The sequence below is a fragment of the Zhongshania aliphaticivorans genome (assembly GCF_902705875.1).
Taxonomy (GTDB): Bacteria; Pseudomonadota; Gammaproteobacteria; order Pseudomonadales; family Spongiibacteraceae; genus Spongiibacter; species Spongiibacter aliphaticivorans_A.
The window spans coordinates 1960207-1979745 of the sequence record NZ_CACSIK010000001.1 but is presented as its reverse complement, the minus strand read 5'-3'; the positions used below and the strand labels follow the sequence as shown (position 1 = coordinate 1979745).

At 43.6% G+C, this 19539-nt stretch carries 13 protein-coding genes; 12 read left to right on the top strand and 1 reads right to left on the bottom strand.

What is annotated here, in order from left to right:
• The 4 genes from AELLOGFF_RS09000 to AELLOGFF_RS08985 all read left to right on the top strand — a co-directional run bounded on the left by AELLOGFF_RS09000 (position 1) and on the right by AELLOGFF_RS08985 (position 3347).
• Positions 1 to 2064 carry a hypothetical protein gene (locus AELLOGFF_RS09000; protein WP_159268429.1) on the top strand — a complete coding sequence of 688 codons (2064 nt, stop codon included), beginning with the start codon at positions 1 to 3 and terminating at the stop codon, positions 2062 to 2064.
• Positions 2051 to 2473, top strand: coding sequence for a hypothetical protein (locus tag AELLOGFF_RS08995; protein ID WP_159268428.1), 423 nt, complete (start codon positions 2051 to 2053; stop codon positions 2471 to 2473). The genes AELLOGFF_RS09000 and AELLOGFF_RS08995 overlap by 14 nt, the downstream gene beginning before the upstream one ends.
• A gap of 64 nt (positions 2474 to 2537) precedes the next feature.
• Positions 2538 to 3056, top strand: a complete 519-nt coding sequence (locus tag AELLOGFF_RS08990) for an elongation factor P hydroxylase (RefSeq protein WP_159268427.1) — start codon at positions 2538 to 2540, stop codon at positions 3054 to 3056.
• A 33-nt stretch (positions 3057 to 3089) separates the two neighbouring features.
• Positions 3090 to 3347, top strand: coding sequence for a hypothetical protein (locus AELLOGFF_RS08985; protein ID WP_159268426.1), 258 nt, complete (start codon positions 3090 to 3092; stop codon positions 3345 to 3347).
• Positions 3348 to 3370: 23 nt separating this feature from the next.
• Here the strand turns inward: AELLOGFF_RS08985 and AELLOGFF_RS08980 are convergent, their stop codons facing one another.
• The gene (locus AELLOGFF_RS08980; protein WP_159268425.1) at positions 3371 to 3676 is read right to left on the bottom strand and encodes a hypothetical protein; all 306 of its coding nucleotides are present in this window, start codon (positions 3674 to 3676) and stop codon (positions 3371 to 3373) included.
• Positions 3677 to 3774: 98 nt separating this feature from the next.
• On the opposite strand from AELLOGFF_RS08980, the gene AELLOGFF_RS08975 reads away from it, so the two are divergent.
• The 8 genes from AELLOGFF_RS08975 to AELLOGFF_RS08940 all read left to right on the top strand — a co-directional run bounded on the left by AELLOGFF_RS08975 (position 3775) and on the right by AELLOGFF_RS08940 (position 19508).
• Positions 3775 to 3987 carry a helix-turn-helix domain-containing protein gene (locus tag AELLOGFF_RS08975; protein ID WP_159268424.1) on the top strand — a complete coding sequence of 71 codons (213 nt, stop codon included), beginning with the start codon at positions 3775 to 3777 and terminating at the stop codon, positions 3985 to 3987.
• A 360-nt stretch (positions 3988 to 4347) separates the two neighbouring features.
• On the top strand, positions 4348 to 7203 hold the full coding sequence (locus AELLOGFF_RS08970) for an SNF2-related protein (RefSeq protein ID WP_159268423.1): 2856 nt from the start codon (positions 4348 to 4350) through the stop codon (positions 7201 to 7203).
• Between the two features lie 22 nt (positions 7204 to 7225).
• On the top strand, positions 7226 to 9331 hold the full coding sequence (locus tag AELLOGFF_RS08965; protein WP_159268422.1) for a DUF262 and DUF1524 domain-containing protein: 2106 nt from the start codon (positions 7226 to 7228) through the stop codon (positions 9329 to 9331).
• A gap of 37 nt (positions 9332 to 9368) precedes the next feature.
• Complete coding sequence (locus AELLOGFF_RS08960) at positions 9369 to 11297, top strand: site-specific DNA-methyltransferase (protein ID WP_159268421.1); 1929 nt, start codon at positions 9369 to 9371, stop codon at positions 11295 to 11297.
• A gap of 2 nt (positions 11298 to 11299) precedes the next feature.
• On the top strand, positions 11300 to 14299 hold the full coding sequence (locus AELLOGFF_RS08955) for a DEAD/DEAH box helicase family protein (protein WP_200842629.1): 3000 nt from the start codon (positions 11300 to 11302) through the stop codon (positions 14297 to 14299).
• A 377-nt stretch (positions 14300 to 14676) separates the two neighbouring features.
• Positions 14677 to 17724, top strand: coding sequence for a TrlF family AAA-like ATPase (locus tag AELLOGFF_RS08950; protein ID WP_159268420.1), 3048 nt, complete (start codon positions 14677 to 14679; stop codon positions 17722 to 17724).
• 216 nt (positions 17725 to 17940) lie between these two features.
• Complete coding sequence (locus tag AELLOGFF_RS08945; RefSeq protein ID WP_159268419.1) at positions 17941 to 18321, top strand: elongation factor P hydroxylase; 381 nt, start codon at positions 17941 to 17943, stop codon at positions 18319 to 18321.
• 62 nt (positions 18322 to 18383) lie between these two features.
• Positions 18384 to 19508: a 4-phosphoerythronate dehydrogenase gene (locus AELLOGFF_RS08940; protein WP_159268418.1), complete on the top strand. Its 1125-nt coding sequence runs from the start codon at positions 18384 to 18386 to the stop codon at positions 19506 to 19508.
• The last annotated feature ends 31 nt before the right edge of the window (positions 19509 to 19539 follow it).

The following is a 19539-nucleotide window of genomic DNA, read 5'->3' as shown; positions in this document are numbered from 1 at the left end:
ATGACAAGGCTAGTGATGCGGAACTCATTAGTAGAAGAAGCTACTCCCCTCTCAGGAGTGTTAGGTAATACCCTACCTAGTGACTTGCCTGTTACTTTTAGTAAAAATGGAAGCACTCTGTCAATATTTTCAGATGATATTTGGGATTATAGCGCCATAAGTAGAGCTAATAGGGTCCTGGATTTTAGGCGTAAACTTGACCTAATTAAACCTATTAATACGGAGTATAAGCTAAGTGATGAAAGTATGAATAATGCCGTTCTATTTCTCAAAACGCTTACGCTTCATTGGATTAACGCGGTTGGTGGCTGTTCGATGTCAAAGCTCAATGGAGACATAAGGGCGGTTTCGTATTTGGTTCGATATTGTCTTGATACAAATACTCCATTTAAAAATATCCTTTCTGTGCCCGATGCAATTGATTTCCTCGTGCTTAGAGGTTCTACAGATAAGCAAGTAGGGCTTATGCTGGGGAAAATTCAGCGGTTATTGGAAGCTGCATCTACTCTTTTAGGTACAGTTTTCTGGAGTGAGTTAAATCGATCAAAGGCATTCTCTGAAAGATTAAGACGATTAAGGAGGCAGTTTCCTGAAACTACCGATACCGTTCAGACACTACTTATACCATCGGAGATATATCAGGGCATTTTGCGGAATACACTTGAAAATTTAGACCTTTTTATACAGCATGAGGATTCGATAAAAACATTGTTTCGCTCTCGTGAAATTGCGAGGGATATGGTTGTTCGAGGCCCTCTGCCAGAATTACCTGCGTACTTGTCAAGAAGACAGCAACGCTTGCTTAAATACTATTGGGACAAGGAAGTTGGGGAGAAATGGCAGGTTTCTTTAGCTTTAAAGGAACTGGCAGAGTCTGGTATTTCAAAAAGCGAAAATTGGGGTGGTTTGGCCAGTAACCTACATCGCTGGCAGATGCGTTGTGCAATTTTAATTTCGGCATTCACTGGTATGCGGGTTAGTGAACTTAAAGCAATACCCCTTAACGGGTTGAGATATATTTCAACAGAAAGTGGGGAAATCCCTGTAGTCTGGTCAACAACGTCTAAGCTGGAGCCAAATGGTGTTCCTCGATTTACCAAATGGGTAACAGGAGATGTTGTCGAGAAAGCTTTCAACGTTTGTCGAATCATCGCTGAGGGTGTGCTAGCGTGGTCAATGGATCGAAAAATTGTTGATGTAAACCAAGATGATATCCCATTATTTATCTCTGCGGAAAATGCTATTAAGGGGAAGCCTCATCCCCATTTTAGTTATACAACAAATGCACTAAGTTCTAAGAATGTTAATTCGAGTATATGTGCTAAGGAGCTTGAAATATCAAGCTTTGATTTAGATGAGATTAGTTGGTTTTTATATGGAGAAGATATTCCAAAGGATTTAAGGGTCGGTGGTTCTTGGCCTTTACAGTTTCACCAATTCAGACGTTCAATGGCGGTATATGCGGCAGCGAGTGGTATGGTTTCGTATCCCGTTTTAAAAGCTCAACTAAAACATATGAGTATGGTTATGACGGTTTACTATTCAGACTCAAATTCGCGGGCAAAAAATTTACTTGGGGATGATACATCGGCATTGGCTATGCGTGCTGAATGGGATGAAGCAAAAGCTCATTTTGAATCAGATGAAATACACCAGTTACTTGAAAGTAATCTACCTTTAACTGGGAGCGCAGGTAAAAAGTTAAAGATACTGCAAGCTAGGAACCAATTACCAACTTTTTTTGAGAGTCGTCAAGCGACAAAGCTGGCTGTAAAAAAAGGGAAAATACGTTATCGAACAACTATGGTTGGCGGCTGTATGTCGTTAAAACCATGTAACAAAGGTGCGGGAGTGCTTGCTTCCGCCTGTGTTAGTTGTGAGAACGCAGTATTTCTTCCTGGCTCAAGGGTTGCACTTGAGCAGACCAAAGAGTTTTATCAAGTGGAGCTCGCTAAAGGTGGCCCCTTGCGTGCACGACTGGAGTATCAGGAAAATATCAGAAATATTGAAGTTTTCCTTCAAAATCTTGTTGAAATACAGGATACCTATAATGAAAGTCAGTAATATCGAGAAGGAATACTGGGATGCACTTGAACGTCTAAAGAGTGGAAAATCCAAAATAGTTGATACGAGGTCTACACGATTTAAGTTTACGAAGGATGCAGTGGGGCGGGAGGCTGGCCGGGGTAAAGGCTATGTTCGCCATCAACGTTACCCTGAGCTTTGTCTTGCAATTTCGGATGCGGAAACCTGTCGCCAACAAAATAGTCCAGCCACTCCGTCCGCCACAGCCAAGATTGAGCAACAGAAAGCTTTAAAAAATAAGGCGAGAGATGATTATAGTCGTCTCAAGGATGAGTACGATCTATTGATGATTGAGTATCTTAATGTTGTAAGACGCAACTTTGAGTTAGAAACTGGATTGGTGGATAGTACGAATGTGAATCTGATACGGTTACCAAACGCCCGTTAATATTTATAGAATGTTGGAGAACATGTTTTTTCTATTTGATTGCGGTATATAGTTGAGATGCTGAATGAACACTGATTTTATAGACGATCAATACTGTAAGTGTTTGATCGATGCGTTTTTCTATGTGTTTCCTGATCTTACAATCTCTGGTGGTGCTGACGAGCCTTATTACAGAGCCCCGAAAGATGGTGTTAATGCTACTATTTTTTTTAAGGAAAATTATCCAAGAAGCCTTTTACATGAAATTTCTCATTTTTGTCTCGCGGGTGATCGAAGGCGAGGTGTTGATGATTTTGGTTTCTGGTATTCTCCATGTGGACGATCAGAGGAAGAACAGCAGAAATTTGAAGCTGTCGAAGCTAGGCCGCAGGGTTTGGAAAAGCTATTTTGCGAAATTGTTGGTCTGAAATTTTCGCCAAGTCTAGATGATTTTTCTGGTAAGCCACTTTCTAAAAGCTTTTTGGTTGGCTTAAATGCCGCGTATAAGGAGATGCTTGAGAATCCACCCTTAACTGCTAGTAGAGCTTTGTCTGGATTACGGGAATTCATGGCGATTCATAGAATGGATTTTGACCGTCGCTAGTTAAGCTCTTTGACTATATTTTGGAGAGTATCTATGTATGTCGATTACGATAATTTTTTTGATGTTGTGTCGCGAAATAGTGATGAGTCGAAAGACTTAGAAAGACGTGCGAGTCTCATAATTTACCTTCGTAATCAATTAGTTGAGCTGGATATTACGACAGAAGACGCAGCCGAAAAAATTCAAACACAGTCTATTTGTATAGAGGCTATTTTAGAGGGTGATATTAATAATTTGCCACTTTCGCTCTTAGAGCATATTTACAAGTTTTTTGAGGCTGATATTAGGTAATATGCTGCGGGTTTTAATCTAATTTAGTCCGGCAAGCCAACCCATGATTCGGTAAGTAGGTCATGCATTCCGTTTAAATACTCTATTAAATTTTCTTTCAATCCCTCACCAGTACGCTCCCAGTAGGGGACGTGAGTATCTACCCAATTCAAACCTCCTTCAAAAAGGGTGTATCGAAACTCCTGCTGATACGCGCCAAGAAAAAATTTAGCCCGCTTTTTTGAATACGCTATTTTTTTATGCTCTACCGTTAAGTCATAGATATTTTGGTGTGTAAGATCTCGAACAAAGATCAGAGCCGTTTCTCTGTCAAATGGTTGTCTTTCCATATTCGTTCACCTACGTGCTTAAAATGGGTATTATATGCCGTGGTTGTTCAGGCCGCAATTAGTGATAGTTCTTACCTTTAGGGTCTGGGCTAAATACTATGGCAGACAAGCGCCTGAAAGAGCTTGGTGGCAGGATTAGATTAGAGCGAAAGAAGCGTGGAATTTCGCAAGAAGCGCTGGCGAATAAAGCTCAGCTTGATCGAAGCTATATGGGGCGTATAGAGCGTGGTGAAAAAAACATCACTGTACTGAAATTGCTTCAAATTTGTGATGCTATGGATATAGCCCCCTCACTTCTATTTGTGAGCTGAATAATATAAAAAAACAAAGTGTTAATACGGCTAGGTTAGATGTCGCTAAGGTTTTATAGGTTGCGCCTGGCATTCACGAGACATACGTCAACCTAGGGGCATGTAATATGAATCTATGGTAAATATTCGAAAGATTGTCATTTGTGATAGGAAGTCTGGAGCTTAAATTGGATGTACCGGCCGCTAAGTTATTGATAGTGTTGCTGAAAAAAGGATAGCCAAAATAAAGAATTCGTCATCGGCTTGCTGAATTACGGTTGGTGAGTTGCAATTGCCGGAATTAGAACAGAATGTGGTCGCTGAAGCTGCCTTCAATGCAAACTTTGGCCAAATCCCACACCCTAAGGAGATGAGGCCGGGATGCCAATAACCGATTACCACGCCAATTACTATGCTCATGAATTGAGTAAACGCTGTTCTTCAGACAGTATTGAAAAGTTTGCCGGTACTCTGATGGATGCTCAGGTAGATTTGAACCCCCATCAAGTAGAGGCAGCTCTATTCGCTTTTAAATCCCCATTGTCTAATGGTGCAATCTTGGCCGATGAAGTCGGTTTGGGAAAGACTATCGAGGCGGGATTAGTGCTTTCGCAGAAGTGGGCTGAAGGAAAGCGGCGTATGATGATCATCGTACCTGCCAGCTTGAGAAAGCAGTGGAGTCAGGAGTTGTCGGACAAGTTTTTTTTGCCATCCCGAATTCTTGAAGCCAAGTCGTATAAAGATGCCATAAAATCAGGTAACTCCAGCCCGTTTCTCCACAGCGAGATTTTGATCTGTTCCTATCCCTTTGCAGCTCGGCACGCTGAAGAGTTGATGTTAGTGGCATGGGATTTGGTCGTCCTAGATGAAGCCCACCGCTTGCGCAATGTATACAAGACTCAGAACAAAACCGCTCGTGCATTACGCACAGCACTCACCAATGTACCTAAAGTACTGCTCACAGCTACACCATTGCAAAATAGTCTCATGGAGCTTTATGGACTTGTCAGTTTCATAGATGAATATGCGTTCGGCGACGAGAAAAGCTTCAAACAACAATATTCCCGTATTAGCTCAGATGTTCAGTTTAAATCGCTAAAGAACCGTTTGAAACCGTTGTGTCATCGCACACTACGCAGACAGGTTCTGGAGTATGTTAAGTACACCAATCGGCAGCCAATCACCCAAGAGTTCTGGCCATCGCAAGAGGAACAAGACCTTTACGATATGGTCTCTGACTATCTTCAGCGTCCTGAGTTGTGTGCGCTACCCAATGCGCAGCGAAAGTTGATGACATTGGTAATGCGGAAACTGTTAGCATCTTCTACGTTCGCTATCGCTGGTGCCTTGGACTCTCTAGTAAGTAAGCTGTATCGGCAGATACGGGAAAATCAGAAGCTAGTGCAGAAATTGGAGTCGATAGAAGAAGACTTTGAACTATTGGAAGAGTACGAAGACGAATATGGTGTTGAAGATGAGCAAGAGCCATTAACTGAAGATGATATAGCGGCGATGGAGAAAGAGATTGACGATCTAACTGTCTTTCGTGACCTCGCCGTGTCTATTTCAGAAAATGCCAAGGGTTTGGCTTTGATAGAGGCATTGCAGGCGGGCTTTACCAAAGCGAAGGATTTGGGGGCAGAGCGCAAAGCGATTATATTTACGGAGTCTCGTCGTACCCAAAACTATCTCGTGGATTTACTATCGAAGAAAGGCTATGGCGACAAGCTAGTGCTTTTTAATGGTAGCAACAATGATGAACAATCGAAGCAGATTTACCGGAGCTGGGTAGAAACCTATCGGGACGGTGATCGTGTCACTGGTTCTCGTACATCCGATATGCGGGCGGCTTTGGTTGATTACTTTAAGAACGATGCAGAAATTATGATAGCGACTGAGGCCGCTGCCGAAGGTATCAACTTGCAGTTCTGTTCGCTATTGGTGAACTACGACCTACCGTGGAATCCGCAACGCATCGAGCAGCGTATTGGCCGCTGTCATCGCTATGGTCAAAAATACGATGTAGTAGTCATTAACTTTCTTAATAAAGCCAATGCGGCCGATCAACGAGTATACGAACTGCTGGATGAGAAATTCAACTTGTTCAATGGTGTCTTTGGTGCAAGTGATGAAGTGCTCGGTGCTATAGAGTCAGGTATCGACTTCGAGAACAGGATTGTCGAAATCTATCAAACTTGCCGGGAGCCACAGCAGATCGATTTGCAGTTTGAAGCACTTCAAGTCGAGCTAGATGAGCAAATCAACGAGGCAATGGACTCAACACGCCAAAAGCTGTTGGAAAACTTCGATGCGGAAGTCCATGACAAACTCAAATTCAATTTAGAGGAAAGTAAAGGCTACCTGGATAAGTATGGCCAGCTATTATGGAAGCTATCCCAGCATGGTTTAAAAAACTATGCTGATTTTTCCCTGTCCGGTGACGGCTACAACCGTTTTCGCTTGAAACAATTGCCAAAAGGTGCGACATCTTCAATTCCTTTAGGGCTATACGAGATTGGTAAAGGTCTCGAAGATACCCATATATACCGTGTAGGTCACCCTCTTGCCCAGTACCTTATTGGTCATGTAGTGAGCCAAACGTTGGTCACTGCCCAATTGGCCTTTGACTACAGCAACAGCCTTCAGAAATCTTACAGCTTAGAGCCACTGATCGGTCAGAGGGGTGATTTGGCGTTATACAAGCTTATTATTAATGGCGCAGACAGCGAGGATCACCTTGTGTTCGTCGGCCACACTGAGACAGGTGAGGCCTTGAGCCAGGAACAAATGCAGCGGTTGTTTAGTCTAGAAGCTCAAATAGAACAGAGGGAAATTCCCACTCAGGATTTTGACGAAGTCTACCAGTCCAGAAAGACAGAGTTGTTGGGTGATGTAGAAGGGAGATATGCTGAACTCTTCGAGCAGGAAATGGATAAGCTCGACAACTGGGCAGACGACAAACGTAAAGCCCTGAAAGGCAACCTTAAGGACTATGATGGGCAAATTAAGGATCTCAAAAAACTGATCCGTGGTTCCAAGAATCTGCCGGAAAAGCTTGCCCACCAGCGTCGATCTCAAAAGCTGGAAAAAAAACGAGATGAAGCGTGGCGTGAATATGATCAGCAGGCGAAAGAGATAGAAACTCGGAAAGATGGGCTGTTAGACAGTATTGAGTCCAAACTAAAGATGGATGTTCAGGATCAAAGGCTGTTCTCAATAAAATGGAAGCTTGTATAAATAACAGGGAAATACAGATCGCATGAAAGCAACAGAAGCAAAGCTGCTTGAGTTTCTGAAAAAGTCGCCACAGTTCGTTATACCCATTTACCAACGCACATATTCATGGCGTGAAAAAGAGTGTCAGCAGCTATGGGATGACATTCTTCGCAGTGGCGGCAACGACCAGATTGCAGCTCACTTTATGGGGTCAGTGGTATATGTCGAAAAAGGGCTTTACTCGGTGTCTTCTCAGACCCCGCTATTAGTGATTGATGGGCAGCAACGCCTTACAACAATTACCTTGCTAATAGCGGCACTGACCGAAGTAATGGGTGATCAAGAACCCATTGAAGATTTTAGTCAAAACAAGTTGAAAGGTTATTACCTCACCAATCCACTGGAATCTGGGGACAAGTTTTTCAAGCTGGTTCTGTCACAAACAGATGACAAATCGTTGAAAGCGATTATCAAGGGGCATGAGCAGCCTGATGACAAGTCGATTCGAGTTGTGGAGAACTACGACTATTTTAAGGCCAAACTGGGAAAACTGAATGACCTGAAGCCGATATGCAGGGGTTTAGCAAAGTTGATGGTAGTTGATATATCGCTGAACCGAGAGCAGGACAATCCGCAGTTGATTTTTGAAAGTATGAACTCCACGGGTAAGGAGCTGAGTCAGGCAGACCTTATCCGCAACTATATATTGATGGGATTGGAGCCGGGCCTGCAAACCCAGCTGTATGAACAATACTGGCGGCCTATGGAGCTGGCCTTCGGCCAGCAAGCCTACAGCGATTATTTCGATAGCTTTATGCGGCACTTCCTGACGGTTAAGACCCGAGAAATCCCAAAGATTGGTGATGTGTACGAAGTCTTTAAAGAGTATTCCCGGCTGCCCGGTGTGGCACAGGGCGGAGTGGAGAATCTGGTCAAAGACATTAGGAATTATGCTGTTTACTTCTGCGCGTTTGCTTTGGGTAAAGAGCAGGACGACAAGTTGAAGCTAGCCTTCAAAGATGTACGTGAGCTAAAAGTCGAGGTGGCATATCCGCTCCTGTTGGAGCTGTATTCTGATTACGCTAATCAGCTGTTGAGTCAATCTGAATTCCTTGCAGCCGTCAGGATGATCGAGAGCTACGTCTTCAGGCGGGCTATCTGCGAAATACCTACTAACTCAATGAACAAGACGTTTTCGCGAATGAGCATTGGCCTGAAGAAAGATCGCTATCTGGAAAGTCTAAAGGCTTCATTTTTACTTCTGCCGTCTTATCGTCGATTTCCCAGTGACGAAGAGTTTCAGCGAAAAATTCAATCAAAAGATATCTACAACTTCCGCAGCAAAAGCTACTGGCTTCGGCGTATGGAAAATTTCGAGCGTAAAGAACGTATTTTGGTTGACGAATACACCATCGAGCATATCATGCCCCAAGCCGATAATAAGGCGGAAAAATTACCAGATGTTTGGCGCACCGAGCTAGGAGAGGAGTGGGAGCGAGTATGGGAAACGCACCGCCATACTCTCGGTAACCTGACGCTAACGGGCTATAACTCTGAATACAGTAACAATGCCTTTCAGGCCAAATGTGAACACGAATACGGTTTCAGATATAGCCCACTAAAAATGAATGAAGGCATCGCGGCAGAACCAAAGTGGAATGAGAACGCAATTAAAAATAGGGCGCAGCAACTTGCTGATAAGGCGACGAAAGTATGGCCAGTAATTCAGTTGCCGAAAGATATTGTTGAAGCCTATAAGCCGGAAAAAGAACAAGCCGCTGAGTATACAATTGATGATCACACACATTTGCAAAAGGGGAGTATGGCAGAGATTTTCCAAGTATTTCGTAAACAAGTATTGGAGATCGACCCTTGCGTTTCCGAAGAGTTCAAGAAATTGTATGTGGCATTCAAAGCTGAAACCAATTTTGTCGATGTAGTGCCCCAAACTAAGAGGTTGCGCCTATCCCTCAATATGCCATTTGCCGAAATAGACGACCCTCGGGGTTTGTGCAAAGACGTTACCAGTCTAGGGCGCTGGGGAAATGGAGATGTCGAGGTCGGATTAGACTGTCAAGAAGATATACCGCATGTCATGGCGCTTGTTATACAAGCCTTTGAGCGTCAAATGGACAGCGACCAAAACTAACTTCAGAACAAGCTGAAAAGAACAGAGAACCAAACCAATGACCGATAAACCCGAAGTAATGAGCGGAGAAACAATGGATATTGCTGAGCAGCGTAGAACAGAGCTGAAGCAGATGTTTCCCGGCGTTTTTACTGAAACAACTGATGCTAACGGAAAAGTTGTCGAGACTGTTGATTTTGAACGACTGAAAGCGGAGCTTGGAACGTTTAGCGATGTATATGAAGGTCGTCGAGAGCGCTATGGCATGGACTGGCCGGGTAAGCGTGACTGTATGAAATTGATACAGGAGCCGACACGGGCAACGCTGAAACCGTGTCGGGAAGAATCTGTCGATTTTGATAGCACCAAGAACCTGTTTATCGAAGGTGACAACCTGGAAGTGTTGAAACTCTTGCAGAAAAGCTATTACGGCAAGGTGAAAATGATATATATCGATCCGCCATATAACACTGGTAAGGAATTTATATATCCAGATAATTTTAGGGAGGGGCTAAATACATACCTAGCTTACTCTGGATTAAGCGACAGCGACGGGAATAAATTTTCGACAAACACAGTTTCAGAAGGAAGATTCCATACAAAATGGTTGAATATGATGTATCCAAGGTTGTACCTTGCTGCAAATCTGCTTAAAAACGATGGTGTTATTTTTATATCGATTGATGATAATGAAGTAGAAAATACTCGCCGAATGTGTAATGAAATATTTGGTGAGGAAAATTTTATAGCTTCCGTTGTGTGGCAAAAAAGAACTTCACCTGATTCGAGAGCACATCTTAGTGCGGGTCATGATTATGTATTGATTTATGCTAAGTCGGCTGAGGAAGCGAGACGTTCTTTAAATAAGCTGCCATTAAAGGAAACAAGAAAGGCGGCTTATAAAAATCCAGATAGAGATCCTCGTGGACCTTGGTCTTCGGAAAATTTAACCGGGCAAACTGGACACGCTACTCCTAGTCAGTTTTATAAAGTTAAAACGCCAACGGGTGTTACGTATTCTCCGCCTGACGGACGATGTTGGGCTATTTCTGAAGCGACTTTTATCAAGTTATTAGAAGACGACAGAATATGGTTTGGCGAACATGGGAATAACAGGCCTCGGCTCAAAAGATTTTTGTCTGAATCTGATGGAATGATGGCTTGGAGTTGGTGGCCAAATGATGAGGTTGGGCATAACCAGGAAGGGACAAAGGAAATAAAAGAGTTGTTTGGTTCTGGAGATATATTTAGTAATCCTAAACCGACGAGACTTATTGAGAGAATGTTAAGTCTGGCTACCAGTGATGGTGACGTTATTTTAGACTTTTTTTCTGGCTCAAGTTCTACTGCCCACGCAGTTATGAAAATGAATCACGCGGAAGAGGCGAAGCGAAGATTTATTCTTGTGCAGCTACCAGAGCCTTGTGCAGACGATTCGGAAGCATGTAAATCTGGATATCGAACCATCGCCGATTTAGGAAAAGAAAGAATTAGGAGAGTGGCAGAGTTTCTTTCTAAAGATACGCGCCAACTGTCATTTCAAGAAGTACCTGAAGATTTAGGGTTTAAGGTTTATAAGCTAGATGCTTCTAATTTTTCCGTCTGGGATAAGCTTTCGAATGATGTAGTCGAGTCTTTGAATGAGCAGCTTCAAATGTATGTCAATAATATTGATGATGCTGCTACTCAGGAAGAAATACTATACGAATTGTTGTTGAAGGCAGGGTTTGAACTTACGGATCAGGTTGACGAAATAGTTCTAGGCGGAAGGCGAGTTTTTTCAGTTGCGGGAGGCGCGTTGTTGATTTGTCTAGAGGATAACTTGACGGCTGATCTAATCGACGCGGTAGCAAGTGCTGAGCCAATGCAATTCATCTGTCTCGATAAAGCCTTCAATGGTAATGATCAGCTTAAGGCTAATGCAGTCTATACTTTCAAGGCGAAGTCCCAGAACTCTGAATCCGAATTAGTGTTCAAGGTGGTCTGAGTATGTCAGTATTGAAACTCAAGTTCGATGCAGGTTTGGACTACCAGCGTGAAGCAATCCAATCGGTTATCCGTCTGTTTGAAGAGCAGCCACTAGCACAGGAGACCTATTCCGTTTCAGTCGGCCAGCAGGTTGGCGGCAGTCAGTTAAACCAATCTGAGATGGTTGGTAGTAGCTTCAGTAGTATTCCCGCAGTAGCGAATCAGCTATTGCTCTCAGAGCTTCAGTTACTCGAAAACGTTAAAAAAGTGCAGGTGGGTAATAATTTGCCTGAGCAAGCGGAGCTGGAGAGCACCAGTTTTAGCTTTGAGGGCAGCGATATGCCTTGCAAGGTACCGCATTTTTCAGTGGAGATGGAAACAGGTACGGGGAAAACTTATGTCTACCTGCGTACCATATTCGAGCTGAACAAGGCTTATGGCTTTACTAAGTTTATAATCGTAGTGCCCAGTGTCCCTATCCGAGAGGGTACGACGAAAAGCATTCAGATCATGCGTGAACATTTCAAAGAGCTGTATGATCAGGTGCCCTTTGATGCCTTCGTTTACGACTCAAAGAAGCTCGGCCAAGTTCGTCAGTTTGCCAGTAGCAACAAAATTCAAATCATGGTGGTGAATATCCAGGCTTTCGATAAAGAGCTGGCTATCATGAACCGTGAGAATGACCGGCTGAGTGGCAACAAGCCGATTGACTTTATTCGTGCCACTAATCCCTTTGTGATTATTGATGAGCCTCAATCTGTAGAAGGGGATACCAGTAAGGTGCAAACGAAGCGCTCTGAGGCGTTGCATAATCTGAATCCACTTTGCACGTTGCGCTATTCGGCCACTCATAAGAACCCCTATAACTTGCTGTACAGCCTTGGGCCAATTGAAGCCTATGACCTCCGCTTGGTTAAGCGGATTGAGGTCGCCAGTCTATTAGAAGATCAAAGTTTTAACTCGACCTTTGTCGGGTTGAAAAAGGTCGATAACAAGAAGGGGATAAAAGCCAGCTTGCAAATCAACATGCAGGAAAAGGCTGGCCCTGCCAAAAAGAATGTAACCGTAAAGCAAGGTGATGATCTGTTTCTAAAGTCCAAAGAGCGGCAGGAATATGAAAACGGCTGGATGGTTGCCAATATCAGCTGCGAGCCCGGTTTGGAGCATGTGGAATTTGCTAATGGGCAAGTCGTCAAGCTGGGTGAAGAGCTAGGTGGCTTGGGTGATGAGCTAATGCGGGCTCAGGTATATGAGACTGTAGAGCAGCACCTCAAGAAAGAACTGGCTGTTAAGGGTAAAGGCATTAAGGTGCTATCCCTTTTCTTTATCGACAAGGTGGCTAACTACCGCGTCTATGGCGATGACGGCTCAACCAGTCTCGGCAAGATTGGTCAATGGTTTGACGCAGCGTACCAAGAGTTAACCCAAAAGCCCATGTACAAAGGGGTATTGGAATTTCCGGTAGAGCAGGTCCACGATGGCTATTTTTCTCAGGATAGGAAAGGTAATGCGAAGGATACAACGGGAAAGACCAAGGATGATGAGGATGCCTACGCCAAAATTATGCGAAACAAAGAGCAGCTGCTTTCCGAGGAAGAGCCGTTGCGCTTTATCTTTTCCCATACGGCATTGAGAGAAGGTTGGGACAACCCCAATGTTTTTCAGATATGCACCCTTAACGAAACGAAATCTCAGGACAAAAAACGGCAGGAGATTGGCCGAGGCCTGCGCTTACCTGTAAATCAGCATGGAGATAGGGTGCATGATAGTTCCGTGAACCGGCTGACTGTCATTGCCAATGAATCCTACGATGATTTTGCCAATCAGCTGCAGACCGAATACGAGGATGATTACGGTATCAGCTTCGGTCAGGTTGATAAAACCGCATTTGCCTTGTTGATTAACACCGAGGCGCATCAGCATACTGCCTTGGGGCAGGAGGCATCCCAGTCGATTGTCGATAGCCTTAAGGAAAATGGTTACCTGAGTGATGATGGGCGAGTAACGGACAAGTTTGATCCGAAGGATCCCGGTTTCGTGCTTGAGCTGCCAGAGGAATTCGTTCACATGCGGGCTCAAGTCGTAGATGAGCTGAATAAGTATGTATTTAAAAACCGTGTGGTGAACGCAAAGAAAGACCCTCGTACCCTGAAGTTGAGAAAGAACGTCACACTCGACCCTGTTTTCCGCGAGCTGTGGGACAAAATCAGCCAGCGTACCCGCTACCGTGTACAATTCGATACTAATGAGCTGATTGCTGAAACAGCCAAGGCTATTGCAGATATGCCCGTCATTAAGCGGACGCGAATCACCACAGCCCTGTATCGCCAGGAAGTGTCCAAGGCCGGTATTGAGGGGGAGCAGATTTCAGGTGGTGTACGTGAAATCAGTCAAGCACCGGCATTACCTGACCTATTGGCCTATTTGCAAAACAATACCGAACTGACTCGCTCCACCTTGGTTGAGATACTCAAGACGTCAGGCCGCCTGAAAGACTTTATCGAAAATCCTCAGGTATTCATCAATCAAGTGACCGAGTGTATTCAGCAGAAATTACACCATGTCACGGTGAAGGGCATTGAGTATGAGAAAATTGGTGGCCTCTGTTACGAGATGCATCAAATAGAGACAGAAGCAGAGAAGGGAATAACTCGGTACATCCACAACCTGTACGAAGTGGATAACATCGACAAAACACTTTACGACTATGTGGAGTATGATTCGGAAGTCGAAAAGGAATTCGCCAAAGCTTGCGACAATGACCAGCGGATTAAATTCTACTGCAAGCTCCCACCGCAATTTAAAGTTGATACTCCTGTCGGCCCCTATAACCCAGACTGGGCGTTGGTGACTGACGGTGATGAAAAGCTTTACCTAGTGCGTGAGACCAAGAGTACCCGCAACAAGGTCGAGCTGAGAGAGTCAGAACAAGACAAAATCGCCTGTGGTGAAAAGCACTTCAAAGCGCTTGGCGTTGATTACGATGTTGTGACCAACCTTAATGAGGCACTGAATGGTTGATGCAATCAAGGCAGAAGATAACTTGGGCGAATATGTCCGTGGTGTGAAGTTAGAAACTTGCCGAGACGCAAATGTAAGCAGGTCATGAGTAAGAGCTGTAAGCCATTTCGATATAGTCATTCGGGTTGAGTTTCCACATAAACTTCGAATACTGTTTCCAGTTGGCACTTAGTACTATGCGACAGTCAAACTTTGTCTGAAGCATACTTCTGACGGCACCCAAAGGGGCTGCCTTATCCGCGGGCTACTGATATTGGTTTAATCTCGGAGAGTTTTCTAAACAAGGGCTTATTGGCCCAAGTCTAAGCAAATAGTGTCAGCGGTTTGGCTTACCAAGACACCTTTGAAACGTACTAGCATATCTGGAGAGTATTTAGATGGTAAAGGAATACAGGGAAGGGGCTGAATGGAGGCGATGGGATCTTCACATCCATACACCGGGTACAAACAAGAATGATCAGTTTGCTGGTGCAAATATCGATGAAAAATGGGATAAATACTGCGATGCGATAAACAGCTACGAGACGGATATAGCTGTAGTTGGGGTTACAGATTACTGGTCAATCGAAAATTATTTTCTGTTTAAAGGGTTGGTTGATTCTGGTCGTATCACTAAGATTTTTGAAATGGTATTGCCTAACGTTGAATTGCGAATAACACCTGTCACGGGTAATGGTAAGCCGGTTAATATCCATTGTATTTTTAATCCAGTGTTTGATTCAGAAATCGAGCAGCGTTTTTTTCAAAATATAAGGGTTAAGGGTGATCGTGAATATTCTGCTACCCGCAATGATTTGTGTGCATATGGGAGGGACTTAAAGGGTGATAGCTCGATCAGTGATGAGGAAGCATATAAATATGGAGTTGAACACTTCGTTGTTAGCTGGGCTGATTTGAGGCTGTTGTTTGAGAAAGATCCTGTACTTAGGAAAAACACGTTAGTAGTTGTTTCGAATAAAACTAGTGATGGCGCCTCTGGAGTAGGTCAACACAAGGATTATTTCGATAGTTCAAATCAGTCTCAGTTAGAACCCCACCGTCGTGAAATCTACAAAATGTCTGACGCAATATTTTCATCGCGACCGGGGGATATCGAGTTTTTTTACGGTGAGAAAATAGACGATTACGAGCTGAAGTGCGGCAAGCCAAAACCTTGCTTTCATGGTTGTGATGCGCACTCCTTAGAAAAAATATTTGAGCCGGCGGAATCAAGATATTGCTGGGTAAAGGCAGATCCAAATTTTAATGGATTAATGCAAACTCTAAATGAGCCAGAGGACAGGGTGTATATTGGCGAATCTCCTGAGGCATTACAGGTCTTTAAGGAGAATAAAACCAAATACATAAAAGCGATAACGATTGATTCAGTTGATAGCTATAACCATGAGCATGGTGTGTGGTTCGATGGATTGCGGCTGTCGTTTAATAAGCAACTTGTAGCAATCATTGGCAATAAAGGATCGGGGAAAAGTGCATTAGCAGACATACTGGCGTTATGTGGTGAAACTTCAACGCAGTTGGAGTTTTTGTCGGCAAAGAAATTCAAGAAAAGCGGTCTTGCATCAAAATTCAATGCCACCATGTACTGGCATGATGGTACCGAAAGGTCTAGATCTTTGGGTGAGGATATTGACCGTTCAGTTGAAGAGCGTGTTAAGTATCTATCACAAAATAATTTCGAGTCGCTTTGTTCTGAAATTGATCAGGTTGAGGGGTTCCGGCGTGAGCTGGAGCAAGTCGTTTTTTCACATATACCGACTGCAAAGCGTTATGGCTGTAACACGTTTGATGAGCTAGTAGAAAGATTGAAAGGCGATAGCGCTACGGAGGTGTCGGCCATCCAAGGAAGCTTGAAAGATCTTAATGCGAAAATTTCTTCTTTAGAGGCAAAGCGAAATGAGAAATATATTTCTCGACTCAAGAGCAAGCTAGAGATCAAGCAAGGAGAGCTAGATGCACATGACGTAATAGCACCCGATGAAGTTGAAAACCCGAATGCCGGAGAGAAGAGTGAAGCCCAGTCTGAAAAGAGCAAGCAATTAGACCAGCTGCAAAATCAGATTGATGCTATCCAGCTCGAAATAGACAGCAGGGAAGCGGAATTAATCAAAGTTTCAACTCAGTTAGAAAAGCTGAAGCAGGTTAGATCAAAAATTTCAGCGCTTGAAAGTGCAGTAGGGATGGAAAAAAATTCCATATTGACTGGATTGGCGGAGCATGATTTATCTTTCGATATAATTGTCAATTTTAGTGTCAACTATAAAGCTATAGATGAAAAGTCCAGCGCCTACTCTGATAGGATAAATACGGTATCGGTTTTACTGGATGGTGATGGAACTGATGAGAATAAAGGATATCGTGATCAGCTGAATCAATTGATTGCGGAGAGAGCCAAAGTCCTGAGCGAACTTGGAGCACCCGAGAAACGATATCAAAAATACCTTGCCGACTTAGCAGATTGGCGAACAAAGCGCGAAGCCATTATAGGGTCGAAAGAGGATCCAGGAGCACTTGTTGGTTTGCAAGAAAGCCTTAGTTATATCCGCAATGGATTACAGCTGGAAATAGATAGGCTTAGAGTTATACGTTCAGATCTTGTTGGTCAAATTTTTGCCGTGAAATCGAGGCTGGTAGATGTATATCGATTGATAAAAGAGTCTATCGATGAAGCCCTGAGGGAAAACCATGATTTACTAGGTAAATACGATGTGGCCATCAAATCCTGTTTTGAAATAAACGACAATTTCTCTAGGCGATTTTTGTCATTTGTAAACCAAAAACTCAAAGGGAGTTTTTCGGGAAAAGAGCAGGGGCAGATGATGGTGAAATCGCTGGTTGATTCAGCAGAGTTATCGAATCCCGACGGTATTATTAAATTCGTTGGCTCGCTTGTTGATCATCTGGAGGTCGATTACCGCAATATAAACAAGAAAGAGTCGATGCATATTGATGATCAGGTTCAGGACTTGAGCGGTATGTATGACTACCTGTTTTCACTGGACTACTTAGATGAAGCTTATAGTCTTGAAATGGGTGGAAAGCAGCTGCAGCAACTTTCTCCAGGTGAGAAAGGAGCGTTACTATTGATTTTTTATCTGTTGCTGGATAAGGATAATAAGCCACTTATTATCGATCAGCCTGAGGATAATCTCGATAATCAAAGCGTCTCTAGAATTTTGGTTCCGTTTATTAAAAAGGCTAAGCTAAGGCGACAAATATTCATGGTAACTCATAACCCTAATCTTGCTGTTGTCGCAGATGCGGAGCAGGTCATCCATGTAAATATAGCAAAAGATAAAGACCACCGAGTATCGGCCAATCCGGGTTCAATTGAGAGCGCGATAGTCAATAAGGCTATAGTTGAAATACTCGAAGGCACTATGCCGGCGTTTAGGAAACGAGATCGAAAATATTTGGAAGCTTGAAATCGGGGAAGTTTGCCATCGGCTCCGTTCAAAAAGGGGCGAATGCGGCTGTTTTTATAGTACTCCAGTACGTGAAGGCGTGCTTACAATTACTCAAGGTGTACAAATGACAACTATTTATCGCAATTTTGTACATTTTTTTGTAAAGAGGGGGGGAATTATGGTTTTTGAGTTACCTTATATTAAACAATAGATTAGGTATGTACATTCAAGATTATGAGATTCGTAGAATTCGCTCATTGGTGTATTGCCGGTGAACGTCGTCGGCAGCAAGTAGACTATGGTTATTGGTANGAACCTGATGGCCGAAGCCTTGAACAACAACGTATTTTTGAATCGGTAGAGGCAAAGCCACAGGCGTTGGAATGGATGTTTAGTGTCGCTGCGGGCCTGCCATTTCGCGTCAGTATAGATAATTTGACTGGCAGCGAAATAGACCCATTCCCCTTTCAGTTGGCGGTGTGGCAATCACTCAATTATTTCTTGGCTAATGAAATGCCACCTAGAGCAGCTCTCTTTTTGCAGGCACTACGAATGCATTTTGGAACAGCAGAGTTTGTGGCTTCCCATTCATACAAATTGGGTGATATATCCTGATATATTAGTATGTTATGTTGTTTTGTTAATTAATGGCATTAAGTTTTAATACTGGAGTGACGTTGTCTTTGAAAATTCTGGTTGATGAGAATATCCCCGCTGCTGTTTCTTGCTTTTCACAGTTTGGTGAGGTGCGGCGAGTAAATGGTAGGCAGTTGTCAAAAACTGATATTGCCGATGCTGAGGTACTGATTGTGCGCTCGGTTACCAAGGTATGTAAGCATCTTCTTGACGGCACGGGAGTACGTTTTGTTGGTTCTACCACCATAGGCACTGACCACTTAGATCTGAATTATTTAGCCGAAAGCGGTATTAAGACCTGTAACGCACCAGGTTCTAATGCCGAATCTGTGGTGGATTATGTAATTAGCGCGATTTGTCAGACAGATGACTTACTCGAGCGTCTCTTATCGGGTGAGCCCGTGGGGATTATTGGCTTTGGTAATGTTGGCAAGCGGTTAGCGCGCCGTTTAGAGGCGTTGGGAATAGCATGGCGTGCCTATGATCCCTTGTTAAATAAGGACGAATTTCCTCATTTGGGTGGTTTGGATGATGTTTTACGCTGCAGCTTGCTTTGTTTGCATGCGCCGTTAACGCGAACGGGTGACCACCCTAGTTTTCATATGCTGGATACGTCATTGTTGACTCGGTTACCTGAAGATGCGGTTTTATTGAATGCTGGACGAGGGGAGATTGTTTCAACCGATAGCTTAATGGCATTAAGTCGTCAGCGGCCGGACATTTCTTTGTTGTTGGATGTGTGGGAGGGCGAGCCAGCTTTTCCCGTTGCATTGGCTAACCGTTGTCGTATAGCTACACCCCATATTGCGGGGTATAGCGTAGATGGTAAGTTAAGTGGTCTACGTATGGTGGCTAGTCAGCTTGCTGAATTTCTTGGTGTTCAATATTGTGATTTTGACGTACCGCTGGAGATGACAGCGGGAGAAACACTGCATTGTAGCGGGGCTAATCGTGCTGATTTTATACGCCGCACAGTTTTATCCGTTTACGACGTGAAAGAAGATGACGAACGTTTTAGGCGCATTATTAATGAGCTTGATCGAGGTTTGGCATTTGACCTGTTGCGAAAACAATACCCTCTGCGGCGCGAACTTGCGTATAGCTCACTTGTTGCCACATCTGCTAGCTTTAAGGAAACCTTAAACGCCCTGCAAAGTGGCCGTTAATAAAGTATGCCATTAGCAGATTTAATTTATA

Bases quoted from the DNA above. Each gene is read 5' to 3' on its own strand.
- AELLOGFF_RS09000 (WP_159268429.1), top strand. From the start codon at position 1: ATGACAAGGCTAGTGATGCGGAACTCATTAGTAGAAGAAGCTACTCCC.
- AELLOGFF_RS08995 (WP_159268428.1), top strand. From the start codon at position 2,051: ATGAAAGTCAGTAATATCGAGAAGGAATACTGGGATGCACTTGAACGT.
- AELLOGFF_RS08990 (WP_159268427.1), top strand. From the start codon at position 2,538: ATGAACACTGATTTTATAGACGATCAATACTGTAAGTGTTTGATCGAT.
- AELLOGFF_RS08985 (WP_159268426.1), top strand. From the start codon at position 3,090: ATGTATGTCGATTACGATAATTTTTTTGATGTTGTGTCGCGAAATAGT.
- AELLOGFF_RS08980 (WP_159268425.1), bottom strand. From the start codon at position 3,676: ATGGAAAGACAACCATTTGACAGAGAAACGGCTCTGATCTTTGTTCGA.
- AELLOGFF_RS08975 (WP_159268424.1), top strand. From the start codon at position 3,775: ATGGCAGACAAGCGCCTGAAAGAGCTTGGTGGCAGGATTAGATTAGAG.
- AELLOGFF_RS08970 (WP_159268423.1), top strand. From the start codon at position 4,348: ATGCCAATAACCGATTACCACGCCAATTACTATGCTCATGAATTGAGT.
- AELLOGFF_RS08965 (WP_159268422.1), top strand. From the start codon at position 7,226: ATGAAAGCAACAGAAGCAAAGCTGCTTGAGTTTCTGAAAAAGTCGCCA.
- AELLOGFF_RS08960 (WP_159268421.1), top strand. From the start codon at position 9,369: ATGACCGATAAACCCGAAGTAATGAGCGGAGAAACAATGGATATTGCT.
- AELLOGFF_RS08955 (WP_200842629.1), top strand. From the start codon at position 11,300: ATGTCAGTATTGAAACTCAAGTTCGATGCAGGTTTGGACTACCAGCGT.
- AELLOGFF_RS08950 (WP_159268420.1), top strand. From the start codon at position 14,677: ATGGTAAAGGAATACAGGGAAGGGGCTGAATGGAGGCGATGGGATCTT.